Origin of the sequence: Ruminococcus bicirculans (ex Wegman et al. 2014), assembly GCF_000723465.1 — a bacterium.
GTDB classification, from domain to species: domain Bacteria; phylum Bacillota; class Clostridia; order Oscillospirales; family Ruminococcaceae; genus Hominimerdicola; species Hominimerdicola aceti.
Genome location: NZ_HF545617.1, coordinates 43,061 through 57,003 on the forward strand (window position 1 = coordinate 43,061; position 13,943 = coordinate 57,003).

Below are 13,943 nucleotides of genomic sequence, written 5' to 3' on the forward strand. Positions count from 1 at the left end.
AAATGAATACATACACCATTGAAAGCTTCTTTGAGAACTATAAGGAGCTTATACCCTCTGTGATAGAAAAGGGCAGGATATTAAGGCTGGGCTATAACGAAGAAAACGGCACTTTTACCTGTCAGGCGGCTTTTGACAAGCTGGTGCCTTTTGACAGCACAGTGGAATTTGAAATGAAAATGAGGGCGGCTCTAGGAGCAGGAAAGTTTATTTTGCAGCTCAAATATACCCCTGATATGCTTTGTGCGGAGTATTTTCCTGAGCTTTGCAAGTTTCTTAAAAGCAGATTTCCTCTTGTGAACGGCTTTTTTGACAACGCTGAGGCTGTTTATGAAAACGGCATTTTCACCGTGGATATAAAACACGGAGGCGAAGCGTTGCTGAAAAAGGCGGGCATAGAAACGGCTTTTCCTGCGCTCACCATGGAGCTTTTTTCCGTAAGGGCGGATATAAGGCTCACAGGTGTGCTTGAAACTGATATGGAAGAGCATCAGCGTGAGCAGGAGGAGTTTTTGAACTCCCTCCCTGTGCCGAAAATAGACCCTGCACAGCCTGAGAAAAAGGCGGCTGTTACCACTAATACTGCAAGCGGTGCTTCTGTGGATTTCCGAACTGCAAATGTGGACTTCACAAGGTTCTCGCTTCTGTGTGATGACGCTCTTGTGCTTATGGGCGCGCCAATATCAGGAAACGAGCAGGTGATGCAGATGAAAGATATCCCTGCGGATTACCGTGGACGTGTGGTGGTCTGGGGCGATATTTTCGGACCTGTGGAAACAAAGGAAACAAAGTCGGGTATGCTTATAGCACACCTGAATTTTACCGACTATACTTCCTCAAACTCTATAAAGTTCATAGGCTCAAACAAGAATTTCAGAAACATGAAAGGCTTGAAAAGGGCAGTGCTTGAGGCAATGCTTGAACACCTTAAGGCAGGCAAGACCATACTTGTGGCAGGTGAGATAGAGGAGGACGATTTTGACCACTCTATAAACATCAAGCCTGACAGCATTATGGTCGTAAAGCGTGAAAAGGAAAAGGATACCTGCGAGCATAAGCGTGTGGAGCTTCATTGCCATACCAATATGTCTATGATGGACGCTCTCACTCCTGCGGGCAAGCTTGTGGAAAGAGCCTATTCATGGGGACACAAAGCACTTGCCATAACAGACCACGGTGTCGTTCAGGGCTATCCTGACGCCGGAAATACCTGTATCGGCATACGCAAGGGTGGCGGTGACTTCAAGGTGCTTTACGGCATAGAGTCATACGAGGTCAATAATGACGAAAAGATATTCCGTGGAACGGACAAGCGTGAGCTTACAGACGAGATAATCTGCTTTGACCTTGAAACTACGGGTACAAATCCTAATGAAGATAGGATCATCGAGATAGGCGCTGTCAAGCTGAGAGATCTTGAAGTTGTGGACAAGCTCGATATTTTCGTAAACCCTGAAAGACCTATCCCTGAGTTTATCTCAAACCTCACCCACATCACTGACGATATGGTAAAGGACGGTGCAAGCGAAAGGGAAGCTCTCCTTAAATTCAAGGAGTTTATAGGTGACGACCCTGTTCTTGTGGCGCACAATTCTCAGTTCGATACGGGCTTTATATCCGCCTGCGCAAAAAGACAGGGCATCGAGATAAAATATTCTTCTATAGACACCGTGCCAATGTCGCAGATAATGCTTCCGGAGCTTGAAAAGCATAAACTCAACTATGTGGCGGAGCATTTCGGACTTGGGGATTTTCAGCACCACCGTGGCTGTGATGACGCAGAGGTGCTTGCAGGGATATTCATAAGGCTGTCGAAAATGCTCATGGAGCAGTATCCTCTGATTCTTATAACAGTGGATATGCTCAACAGTTTGCTTGCAAATGAAAATCAGGTGCTTGCAAAGCCGACTTATCACCAAATTATTATCGTAAGAAATAACACGGGTCTGAAAAATCTGTATAGGCTTATATCAGACTCCAATCTTAAATATTTCAAAAGACGTCCGAGAATACCAAAATCTGAGCTTGTAAGACACCGTGAGGGTCTTATCCTCGGTAGTGCCTGCGAGCGTGGCGAGGTCATTCAGGCTTATCTCGAGGGCAGAAACTATGATGAGATCAAGCAGATAGCAAGCTTTTATGACTATCTGGAGATACAGCCTGACGGAAACAACAAATTTATGCTCACCACCGAAAAGCCTCCTTATGACAGGATACACACAGCGGAGGATATAAAGGATATAAACCGCTTTATTGTAAAACTTGGTGAGGACTTGGGCATACCCGTCTGCGCAACAGGCGACGTGCATTTCATGGACAAGACCGACGCACAGTTCAGGTCGGTGATACAGGCTTCAATGGGCTTCCCTGACGCCGATACTCAGCCTCCTTTGTATCTTAAGACCACAAACCAAATGCTTGACGAGCTGAGCTATCTTGGCGAGGAAAAGGCGTTTGAGGTCGTTGTAACGAATACAAACAACGTGGCTGATATGGTAGACCCTGACCTGAAAGCGTTTCCGAACGGTACTTATACGCCTTTTATCGAAGGCTCGGTTTATCAGCTTCAGTATATATGCTGGAAGAAATGCTGTTCCATTTACGGCGACTGTGACCCTGAAACTATAGAAGTTCCGGAGGGCGAGGACGTTGACGTATCAAAATATTTTGAGGGACACATTCCAGACCTTGTTTTCAAAAGACTTAAAAGAGAGCTTGACTCTATTATCAAGCACGGATTTGCAGTTCTTTACATGATATCTCAGAAGCTTGTTGCCAACTCCAACGAGAATGGCTATCAGGTAGGTTCAAGAGGCTCGGTAGGTTCGTCCTTCGTTGCCTCCATGTCAGGTATCTCTGAGGTAAACCCTCTTGTGCCACACTATGTCTGTCTTAACTGCCACCACAGCGAGTTCATTACAGACGGCTCGGTAGGCTCAGGCTTTGACCTGCCGCCGAAAAACTGTCCTGTGTGCGGAGAGAATATGCACCGTGACGGACACGATATCCCATTTGAAACGTTCCTTGGCTTTGACGGCGATAAAGCCCCTGATATCGACCTTAACTTCTCAGGTGACTATCAGGCAAAGGCGCATAAATATACGGAAGTTCTTTTCGGTGAGGACCATGTGTTCAAAGCCGGTACTATCGGCATGATACAGGAAAAGACAGCTTTCGGATATGTTATGAAATATCTTGACGAGCGTGGAAAAACAGTGCCAAAGGCTGAGATAGAAAGACTTAAACTTGGCTGCTGCGGCATAAAGAGAACGACCTCTCAGCACCCGGGTGGAATGGTCGTTATCCCTAGCGACTATGAGGTCTATGACTTCACACCTGTTCAGCACCCTGCGGAAAAAGTGGACTCTGACATGGTAACTACCCACTTCGACTTCCATTCTCTCCACGATACTATCCTGAAGCTTGATGAGCTTGGTCACGATAACCCGACAATGTATAAGTATCTGGAAATGTTCACAGGACGAGATATCCTCGATTGCCCCATGTCTGACCCTGCGGTCTATTCGCTGTTCACTTCCCCTGAGTCACTTGGAGTGACGGAGGAGGATATAATGTGTCAGACGGGAACGCTCGGTATACCTGAAATGGGTACGCCGTTCGTAAGACAAATGCTTCTTGACTGTCAGCCGAAAAACTTCTCTGACCTTTTGCAGATATCAGGACTTTCACACGGCACTGACGTATGGCTCGGCAACGCACAGGAGCTTATCAAAAACGGAACCTGCGATATCTCAAATGTTATCGGTACTCGTGACAGTATCATGACATATCTGCTTTATCATGGCGTTGAGCCAAAGCTGTCATTTAAGATAATGGAGATAACCCGTAAGGGAAAAGCTCCGAAACTGCTCACAGAGGAAATGAAAGAGAATATGCGTCAGCATGACGTTCCGGAGTGGTATATCGACAGTTGTTTGAAGATAAAATATATGTTCCCGAAAGCCCATGCGGCGGCTTATGTTACGGCAGCTATAAGACTTTGTTGGTTCAAGGTGCATGAGCCGCTTGCGTTCTATGCAACTTATTTTACGGTCAAGGGCGAGGATTTTGACGCAGAGATCGCTCTCAAGGGAAAATATATCGTCAGAAGCAAGATAGAAGAAATAAAGAATAAACCAAAAGACGAGGTGTCGGGTAAGGACAGCGGTGTGCTTGAAATTCTCATGCTTGTGAATGAAATGCTCAGCCGTGGATATGACTTTTTGCCTGTAAACATCAAAAAATCTCACGCAACTATCTATCAGATAGAGGACGGCAAGATAAGGCTTCCGTTCTGTTCACTTAACGGAGTGGGCGAGTCTGCGGCGATAAGCATTTACGAAAAGGCGCAGAACGGCGAGTTTATCTCTATCGAGGAGTTCCAACAGCAGAGCGGAGTGTCCAAATCTGTTATCGAAACTCTGGAGAAAAACGGAGCTTTCGGCGATATGCCTAAATCTAACCAGATATCGTTGTTCTGATAGTTACTATGCACAATTTCATACTTTGCCCTTGTAACACTATTGACAAACAAGGGCGGGTATGATAAAATTATTTATGTTGATACTATGCTATCACTTTACTATGATAAAGTAAGTAAAGGCGTTACATAACAACATAGAAAGCGGGACGTCGTCCCCCTACAATTCACTTAAATGTGTGTTTATGCGGATATTTATTCAAGCGTCAACATAAAAAGTACAATCTATAATTTATATACAGGAAGGGAAAGTGTATGAAAAGATATGATCTTATAACCCCTGAGGGTACGAGAGATCTGCTGTTTGAGGGCTGTCTGGCACGAAGAATGGTGGAGGACAGGCTGTCAAAGCTGTTTGAGGGCTTTGGCTACAGCGAGGTGGTAACACCGGGAATAGAGTTTTACGATTTGTTTATGGGAAGCTCGAGAAACTTCCAGCAGGAGAGCCTTTATAAGCTCACAGACTCAAAGGGCAGACTTATCGTTATGCGTCCTGATTCCACGATACCCATAGCAAGACTTGCTTCCACAAGATTAAAGGGAGCAAAGCTTCCCCTTAGACTATACTACAATCAGAGCATTTTTGAAAATAACTCCCTGCTCAAAGGACGTTCAGACGAGGTAGTTCAGGCAGGTATCGAGCTTATTGGCGGAGAAAATTCCAAGAGAGCAGATTACGAGGTGCTATGCACTGCTGTTGAAGCCCTTTCAAGCTTTGATAAGGAGAACTTCAGACTTGAGATAGGTCATATCGGCTATTTCAAGGAGCTTGTGGCTCAGCTTGACGTTGACGACGCAGTAAGAGAGGAGATAAGACTTCTTATCTCTGCAAAGAACTATCCTGCACTTAACGATATCCTTGACGAGGTGGGCGACAATCAGGTCACAAACGCGCTCAGACAGCTCCCAAGACTTTTCGGAGGTGTTGAGGTGTTCGACAAAGCTGCTGATATTTATACTGACGATAAGATAACAGGCATACTTTATAACCTTAAAGAGGTCTACACCAGACTTTCAAGCCTTGGTTATGAGGGCAAGATATCTGTTGACCTTGGCATCGTGAGTCATGCGGATTACTACACAGGCATTGTGTTCAAGGGCTATCTTTCAGAGGTCGGTCAGTCGGTGCTTAAAGGCGGAAGATATGACAGACTTCTAGCAGAGTTCGGTAACGATTGCCCGGCGGTGGGCTTCGGCATAAGCGTTGACTCTGTTGCAAGACATATCGAAAAGCTAGGCGGAGCACCAAAACTCAGAACTCCTGACGCAGTTGTGTTTGGTGAAAAGGGCTACGTGGTGGAAGCCATGGAATATGCTCAGACGCTTGTAAGAGAGGGTCTGACAGTTGAAAATTCGCTTTTCAACACCCTCGATGAAACAAAGGCTTACGCAAAGTCAAAGGGAATAAAGAAGCTTGTGGTCGTTGGCAGCGAGATAACAGAGCTTGATATATAAGTTTGGAGGATAAGTTAAAATGAACAGACCCCTTAGGATAGCTCTTACAAAGGGCAGACTTGAAAAGGATACAGTCGGTCTTTTAGAGAAGATAGGCTATGACTGTACCGCAATAAGAGAAAAGGGAAGAAAGCTTATTCTTCCTGTACCTGACGGAAACCTTGAAGTTGTGCTTGCAAAGGCGAACGACGTTATCACATACGTTGAGCATGGCGTGTGCGATATGGGCGTTGTTGGCAAGGACACTATCATGGAAATGCAGGGCAAGTTCTTTGAGCTTGTTGATATCGGCTTCGGCAGATGTAAATTTGCACTTGCCACAAAGAAAGGCTCAAAGTTCTACGGCGGATTTGATGTCAAGACAGTTGCAACAAAATACCCTAACATCACAAGAAGATTTTTTGAAGCAAAGGGAATGGACGTTGACATCATCAAGATAGAAGGCTCAGTTGAGCTTGCACCGCTCCTTGAGCTTGCAGACGGTATCGTTGATATCGTTGAAACAGGCACGACACTTAAAGAAAACGGTCTTGAAGTCATCGAGGACGTTTGCCCTATCTCTGCAAGGCTTATCGTAAATATGGTAAGCATGAAAATGCGCCAGCAGGAGATCGAGAATTTTGTAAAGCTTGTTGAAGAAAATATCGACAAGTAGTTTATATAAACGGAAAGGACAGTATTGAAATGGCTGAAATAAAGAAGATTTTTGTCAACGGCAAAGACGAGGTAGAGTTTTTCAAGCAGCTTGAAAAGAGAAGTGGCGAAACAAATAAGAAGGTCACAGCCGTTGTTAATGAAATAATCGAAACTGTCAGAGAGGGTGGCGACAACGCTGTAAAGGCTTATACAGAAAAGTTTGACGGCAAGCTCCCAGAGTATTATGAAGTTCCAAGAGATGTTATAAATGATGCTCTCACTGAAGCCGATCAGGACTTTGTTGACGCAATGCTCAACGCAGTTGCGAACATCACAGATTTTCACCAAAGACAGAAGTCACAGAGCTTTATAAACGCTAAGGATAACGGCTGTATACTTGGTCAGAAGGTAAGAGGACTTAACAGAGTTGGTCTTTATGTTCCGGGCGGCACAGCAGCTTATCCGTCAAGCGTGCTTATGAATGCAGTTCCTGCAAAGATAGCAGGCGTTAAGGAGATAATCATGGTGACTCCACCGCTCAAAGACGGCACACCAAATAAGGATATTCTTGTGGCAGCAGCTCTCTGCGGAGTTGACAGAGTGTTCATGAGCGGAGGCGCACAGGCTATTGCTGCCCTTGCCTACGGCACAGAGGAGATACCAAAGGTTGATAAGATAGTAGGCCCTGGAAACATCTATGTTGCAACAGCTAAGAAGCTTCTTTATGGTGTTGTTGATATCGACATGGTGGCAGGTCCGAGCGAGATACTTGTTATGGCTGACGAAAAGGCTAACCCTAAGTTCATTGCCGCAGACCTTATGTCACAGGCTGAGCATGACAAGCTTGCTTCCGCTATCCTTGTTACAACAAGCGAGAGCATTGCAGACAGAACTATCGAAGAGATAAACAGACAGGTGCAGAGCCTTTCAAGAAAAGAGATAATCGAAAGCTCTCTTGAAAATTACGGTGCTATCCTTATCTGCAATACAAAGGACGAAGCTTGCGACCTTGCAAACAGATTTGCTCCTGAGCACCTTGAAGTGCTTTTTGAAAACCCTATGGAGTATCTTGGCAGACTTGATAATGCAGGTTCAATATTCCTTGGTCAGTATGCTTCAGAGCCGCTTGGCGACTACTATGCAGGCCCTAACCACGTTCTTCCAACAAGCGGCACAGCTAGATTCTTCTCACCTCTGTCAGTAAACAGCTTTGAGAAGCGTTCAAGCTTTACATATTACACTGAGGACGCTCTCAGAGAAGCAAAGGACGATATCGTTCTTATTGCAGAAAAAGAGGGTCTGACGGCTCACGCAAATGCAATAAAGGTAAGATTTTAAGCGGTAAAGGTGATGAAAATGCGTACAGCGGAGATAAAAAGAAAAACTAAGGAAACTGACATAGAAGTGTTTGTAAAGCTGGACGGTGAGGGCAAGGTAAGTGTAAACACAGGCATAGGCTTTTTTGACCATATTCTCACAGCCCTTGGAGTACACAGCGGAATAGACATGGACGTTGAGTGCACAGGCGACCTTTATGTTGACGGACACCACACAGTTGAGGACGTTGGCATATGCTTGGGCAAAGCCTTTGCGGAAGCATTGGGCGACAAAGCAGGCATTGCAAGATATGGCTCGGCTTTCGTGCCAATGGACGAAGCGCTGGCATTCTGCTCGCTGGATATAAGCGGCAGACCTTTCCTTGCGTTCAATGCTGAGTTCCATGACGACAGGATAGGACAGTATGACACCTGCCTGACGGAGGAATTTTTCAGAGCCTTTGCATTCAACTCAGGCATAACACTGCATATCCGTGAGGAGTACGGCAAGAACGACCACCATATTGCAGAAGCAATGTACAAGGCAGTGGCTCACGCTTTGAAGGACGCTGTAAAAATAACAGGAACAGGAGTTTTATCCACCAAAGGAGTGCTTTAAATGATAGCAATAATCGACTACGGTGCAGGCAATATATTCTCTGTAAAAAACGCTCTGGACTATCTTGGCTTTGAGAACAAGCTCACAGACAAAAAAGAAGATATCGAAAAAGCCGACGCAATTATACTCCCGGGAGTGGGAGCGTTCCCATGGGCGATGAATATGCTCGGTCTCAGCGGTCTTATCGATACTATCAAGGAGCAGGCTAAAATAAAGCCTTTCCTTGGCATATGCCTTGGAATGCAGCTTCTTTTCGAGAAAAGCTATGAGTTCGAGGAGTGCAAGGGTCTTGGCCTTATCGGCGGCTATGTTGACAAGATAAACGAGCCTGACCTCGTTATCCCGCACATGGGCTGGAACAAGCTTGTGTATAACCACGATTGTCCTCTTTTTGACGGTCTGGGCGACGATGAGTATGTTTATTTCGTACACTCATACAAGGCTTTCTGCGATAATAAAAATCTGTATGCCTACTGCGAATACGGCTCAAAAGTCCCTGCGGTGGTATCAGACGGAAGATATATATTCGGCTGTCAGTTCCACCCTGAGAAGAGTGGAAAAACCGGTCTTAAAATACTTGAAAACTTTGCGAAAATGTCACAGGAGGTAAAATAATATGCTTGCAAAAAGAATTATACCATGCCTTGATGTGCGTGACGGAAAGGTAGTAAAGGGAGTAAATTTCGAGGGCATAAAAGAAGTCGGTGACCCTGTTGAATGTGCATATGAATACAATCTTCAGGGTGCAGACGAGATAGTTTTCTATGACATAACAGCCTCCCACGAGGGCAGAGGCGTTATGCTTGACGTTGTTCGTGAAACAGCCAAAAAGGTATTTGTACCGCTCACTGTTGGAGGCGGTATCAAAACTGTTGACGATATAAGAGATACTCTCCGTGCAGGCGCAGACAAGGTGTCTGTGAACTCTCAGGCAGTGCAGAATCCTCAGCTTATAAAAGACGGCGCGGATATTTTCGGCTGTCAGTGCATCTGCGTTGGCGTTGACGCAAAGAAGGTCGGCGACAACAAGTGGACGGTCTACATCAACGGCGGAAGAGTGGATATGCGAATGGATCTTATCGACTGGGTGAAAAAGTGCGAACAGCTTGGTGCAGGTGAGATATGCCTGAACTCTATCGACACAGACGGTGTAAGGGGCGGCTTTGACCTGCCAATGCTGAAAGCTGTGTGCAGTGCTGTAAAGATACCTGTTATCGCAAGCGGCGGAGCAGGAAAGCTTTCAGACTTTGCTGACGCTTTCCTTGAAACTGATTGCTCAGCGGCTCTTGCGGCAAGCCTTTTCCATTTCAAAGAGCTGACAGTACAGCAGGTAAAGGACGATTGCAGGAGCAAGGGAATTATCGTGAGGTGAGCATAATGATTGTTTTCAATATCGTATTTACTTTGTTTATACCAGTGCTTATGATATTGTGCGGCTATCTGATGTATAAGCATACACCGAAAGATATCAACTGCTTGGTGGGCTATCGCACTGCTATGTCAATGAAAAATCAGGAAACGTGGGATTTTGCCCACAATTATTGCGGACGTCTGTGGGTAAAGGTCGGAGCGGTCATGACGATAATTTCGGCATTGGTCTGTGTTCCATATTTCTTTATGAGCAGCGGCAAGGCGACTGTGATAATGTGCATAGCTGAAGTGATACAGGTGGTATTTTTGTGCTGGACGATAGTACCAACAGAACGAGCACTCAAAGATAATTTCGACCAAGACGGCAACAGAAAGGACAAATAATGAACCCAATAAAAGTTGATATAAACGATCTGGACAAATACTTTGTAAAAAGCGAGCTTACACCTGCTATCGCATTTGATGTGGATACAAAAACGGTGCTCATGCTTGCTTATATGAATAAGGAGAGCTTGAAAAAAACACTTGAAACAGGCTATACATGGTATTGGAGCAGATCAAGACAGGAATATTGGAACAAGGGTGCAACAAGCGGTCATCTGCAAAAGGTGGTTTCTATCTATGCGGACTGCGATAACGATACCCTGCTTATTAACGTAAAGCAGACAGGTGCAGCCTGCCATACAGGCTCATATAGCTGCTTTTTCAATGAGATATATAATACGGAGGAAGAATAAAATGACAGTTTATCAGGAAATTTTCGAGGTAATAAAACAGCGCAAGGCAGACTATGAAGCAGGCAAGGCGCAGGAGAACAGCTACACAGCTTATCTTTTTGACAAGGGCGTAGACAAGATTTGCAAAAAGGTGGGCGAAGAGGCTACAGAAACAGTTATCGCTGCCAAAAATGGTGACAATGACGAGCTGAAAAATGAAATAAACGATCTTCTCTATCACGTTATGGTGCTTGCGGCAAATCAGGGACTTGAGTGGTCTGACGTGGAAAAGGTACTTGACGAGAGAAACGAAAAAATAGGCAATCTGAAGAAATTTCATCAGGTAGACAAGAACACCTGATTATGTGTAACCAAAGGCTCTGCGTTCATGCGCAGGGCTTTTTTTGCTTTATGAGAGGATTTTCAGAAATTTAAGCACACAAAAGCCTTTTGCCGAATAGAATATAGCGAAGTAAAAAAACTTCCATGATTTGATTTATAGGAGGACTTACTATGAGCGATTTTAACGGCAAACCTTTCAAGGAAGCAATGTGTATCGAGGCAATGCGTGTGTTTGATTCATGCTCGTCACAGGATTGTCTGGAGGATCTTGCGTTTACATTCAGCCAGGCAGACCAGACCGTGATAAACGCTGCGGCGTATATCAAAAGCACTTGTATCGACGTGACAGACGTAAGCTTTGCAATATCTCCGGTGGCATTCAACCACGGCTTTTATGCAGTTGACGTTACTTACACATTCAGGGCGCAGATAGAAGCATATGAAGCGGCAGGCGCAGCTCCGACAGTTGTCTACGGCACCTCATCATTCACGAAAAAAGTTATTCTTTTCGGCAGCGACGGCGGCACACAGAGATTTTCTACCTGCGAGCCGAACCAGATCGTCACCACCTCGCCTACAAGCGGCTGCTCATGCTGTTGCTGCACAGCGGCAATGCCTTGCGCTTCTGTGAGCGTAGCAGCACCAATGTGTCTTGACGCAAAGCTTGTCGCAGAGCCTGCACCAAGCGAGGTAAAGAACGTTCTTATAACTATCGGACTTTTCGCTATCATTCAGTTGTCAAGACCTGTGCCTATAATGGTGCCTGTATATGATTACTGCGTACCTGGCAAGGAGTGTTCCACAAACAGCGATAGCCCATGCGAGATGTTTGAAAAGATAGCATTCCCGACAGTAGAATTTTTCCCAAGAGGACTTGAAGAACCCCACTGCAAGGAAGAAAATGATACAGAGGGTCAGGGCGAAGCTCAGGGATAATATGTGATCTATGGGGGCGGAGTTTTCTGCCCCTTTTTGTTTTGCAAAGCAACCTGTTTGGCTCTTCGCTCCCAAAACGCTTGACAAGAAGCCTTAAAAGATTTATAATTAAAAGGAATGTACGAAATGAAATGAGGATATCAATGACTGAGAATTTTTCGGAAATAATAAATGAGGAAACCGCTTCGCAGAAGCTGCTCCAATGGTCTGGTGAATACGAAAGAACTTGCGGTCACAAGCCGCTTGCCCTTATCCATTCATACGGCTGTCAGCAAAACGTCAGCGACGGTGAGAAAATAAAAGGTATGCTCTCAAAGGTGGGCTATGAGTTCACGTCCGACGTGAACGAGGCTCAGCTTATATTGTATAACACCTGTGCGGTAAGAGAAAATGCCGAGGACAAGGTGTTCGGCAAACTTGGCGACCTTAAACATCTCAAAGAAAACAATCCCGAGCTTATTATAGGTATCTGCGGCTGTATGGCTCAGCAGAAGCACGTTGCCGAGAAGATAAAAAAGACCTATCGTCAGGTGGACTTGGTGTTCGGAACATTTGCCTATAACGATATGTATAATATGCTATGGGAGATAATATCAAAGCATGACAGGATTTTCAATCTGTCAGAAAATCATGTTGACATAAACGAGGATTTCTTGCAACTTCGTGACGATAAGATAAGAGCGTTCGTGCCTATCATGTATGGCTGCAACAATTTCTGCACCTATTGCATAGTGCCTTACGTCAGGGGCAGAGAGCGCAGCAGAAAGCCTGAGTCCGTTATCGCAGAGGTAAGAGCACTTGTGAAAAACGGCTATAAGGAAATAACCCTGCTTGGTCAGAACGTTAATTCATACAGTTATGGTTTTCCTGAGCTTTTGAGAGAGCTTGACAAGATAGAGGGCGATTTCCGCATAAGATTTATGTCAAGCCACCCAAAGGACGCAAGCCATGAGCTTATTGACGCTATACTTGAATGCAAAAAGGTGTGCAAGCATTTGCATCTTCCTGTGCAGGCAGGCTCAGACAGGATACTAAAGCTTATGAATCGCCGCTATACCACGGCGGATTATCTGAAAATAATCGACTATGCCAGAAGCAAAGACCCTGAGTTTTCATTCACAACAGACCTTATCGTTGGCTTTCCAAGTGAAACATACGAGGAGTTCTGCGAAACCAAGGAGCTTATCAAAAAGGTAAAGTACGATAATATCTATTCTTTTGTGTATTCAAGACGAAGCGGCACAAAGGCTGCCGAAATGGAGGATCACATCTCAGACAAGCAGAAGGGTCTGTGGCTGAGAGAACTGCTTTTGGAGCAGAGAGAGGTGTCAACAGCGTGGCTTTCTAGATTTGTGGGAAGAACTGTAACCGTGCTGCCAACAGGCGAAGGCAGAACTGGCGCTGATTATCTCACAGGCAAGAGCGACGAGGATATGATCGTCGAGGTGAAAGCGGATAAAAAATATATCGGTAAATTCATTCAGGTTCGCATAACAAAAGCAATGAACTGGGCTTTGAGAGGCGAGCTTGTTGAAGATAAATAACAGCGAAAGCTGAATAATATTTAAAGGAGAATTAACATGGATGTAATTGAAATGACAAGAAAGCTTGGACAGGCTATTCAGGAAGACGAGAGATACAAGGCTTATATGGAGGCTTGTTCTATCAATGATACAGATGTTGAGATACAGAACAAAATAGGCGAGTTCAATCAGCTCCGTTCACAGCTCAGCGTTGAGATGCAGAAGCCTGATAAGGACGGCGAGAAGATGACAGCACTTGATACTCAGATCAGAGAGCTTTATGACGAGATCATGGCTATGCCTAAGATGATCGCATTTAACGAAGCTAAAGAAGTCATGGATAAGCTTCTCGGCTCTGTAAACTATATCATCTCAATGGCTGCAAACGGCGAAGACCCAATGACTTGCCCGGAGGAAGCTCCTCATAGCTGTTCAGGAAGCTGTGCATCATGCGGCGGCTGTCACTAAGACAGTATCAAAAAACGAATAACAGTCAGGGGGAGCTTATCCCCCGTCTGCCCGAATCTGAAGACCACTTCAGACTGGGGC

The 13,943-nt window shown here is 45.2% G+C and carries 13 protein-coding genes; all 13 read left to right on the forward strand.

The features are described 5' to 3' along the window. The first annotated feature begins 2 nt into the window (after positions 1–2). The 13 genes from RBI_RS10700 to RBI_RS10760 all read left to right on the forward strand — a co-directional run bounded on the left by RBI_RS10700 (position 3) and on the right by RBI_RS10760 (position 13,862). Positions 3–4,481: a PolC-type DNA polymerase III gene (locus tag RBI_RS10700; protein ID WP_041337169.1), complete on the forward strand. Its 4,479-nt coding sequence runs from the start codon at positions 3–5 to the stop codon at positions 4,479–4,481. A 254-nt stretch (positions 4,482–4,735) separates the two neighbouring features. After that, positions 4,736–5,935, forward strand: coding sequence for an ATP phosphoribosyltransferase regulatory subunit (hisZ, locus tag RBI_RS10705; protein WP_041337170.1), 1,200 nt, complete (start codon positions 4,736–4,738; stop codon positions 5,933–5,935). A gap of 19 nt (positions 5,936–5,954) precedes the next feature. Next, positions 5,955–6,590, forward strand: coding sequence for an ATP phosphoribosyltransferase (hisG, locus tag RBI_RS10710; protein WP_022287384.1), 636 nt, complete (start codon positions 5,955–5,957; stop codon positions 6,588–6,590). A 29-nt stretch (positions 6,591–6,619) separates the two neighbouring features. Next, positions 6,620–7,909 (forward strand): histidinol dehydrogenase, encoded by a 1,290-nt coding sequence (gene hisD / locus RBI_RS10715; RefSeq protein ID WP_022287383.1) that lies wholly within the window; start codon positions 6,620–6,622, stop codon positions 7,907–7,909. A gap of 18 nt (positions 7,910–7,927) precedes the next feature. Continuing rightward, positions 7,928–8,506 carry an imidazoleglycerol-phosphate dehydratase HisB gene (gene hisB / locus RBI_RS10720; protein ID WP_041337662.1) on the forward strand — a complete coding sequence of 193 codons (579 nt, stop codon included), beginning with the start codon at positions 7,928–7,930 and terminating at the stop codon, positions 8,504–8,506. Next, positions 8,507–9,121 carry an imidazole glycerol phosphate synthase subunit HisH gene (gene hisH / locus RBI_RS10725; RefSeq protein WP_041337171.1) on the forward strand — a complete coding sequence of 205 codons (615 nt, stop codon included), beginning with the start codon at positions 8,507–8,509 and terminating at the stop codon, positions 9,119–9,121. Between the two features lies 1 nt (position 9,122). Continuing rightward, positions 9,123–9,878: an imidazole glycerol phosphate synthase subunit HisF gene (gene hisF, locus RBI_RS10730; protein WP_022287380.1), complete on the forward strand. Its 756-nt coding sequence runs from the start codon at positions 9,123–9,125 to the stop codon at positions 9,876–9,878. Positions 9,879–9,883: 5 nt separating this feature from the next. Then, entirely contained in the window at positions 9,884–10,261 is a 378-nt protein-coding gene (locus RBI_RS10735) for an SdpI family protein (RefSeq protein WP_041337172.1), read from the forward strand. After that, a complete protein-coding gene (hisI, locus tag RBI_RS10740; RefSeq protein WP_041337174.1) occupies positions 10,261–10,614 on the forward strand; it encodes a phosphoribosyl-AMP cyclohydrolase in 354 nt (117 codons plus the stop codon). The genes RBI_RS10735 and hisI overlap by 1 nt, the downstream gene beginning before the upstream one ends. Before the next feature lies 1 nt (position 10,615). Further along, a complete protein-coding gene (gene hisE, locus RBI_RS10745) occupies positions 10,616–10,954 on the forward strand; it encodes a phosphoribosyl-ATP diphosphatase (RefSeq protein WP_022287377.1) in 339 nt (112 codons plus the stop codon). A 152-nt stretch (positions 10,955–11,106) separates the two neighbouring features. Beyond that, entirely contained in the window at positions 11,107–11,871 is a 765-nt protein-coding gene (locus tag RBI_RS10750) for a hypothetical protein (protein ID WP_041337175.1), read from the forward strand. 143 nt (positions 11,872–12,014) lie between these two features. Further along, a complete protein-coding gene (miaB, locus tag RBI_RS10755; RefSeq protein ID WP_041337176.1) occupies positions 12,015–13,415 on the forward strand; it encodes a tRNA (N6-isopentenyl adenosine(37)-C2)-methylthiotransferase MiaB in 1,401 nt (466 codons plus the stop codon). Positions 13,416–13,451: 36 nt separating this feature from the next. Next, complete coding sequence (locus tag RBI_RS10760; protein WP_022287374.1) at positions 13,452–13,862, forward strand: YlbF family regulator; 411 nt, start codon at positions 13,452–13,454, stop codon at positions 13,860–13,862. Positions 13,863–13,943 lie beyond the last annotated feature (81 nt).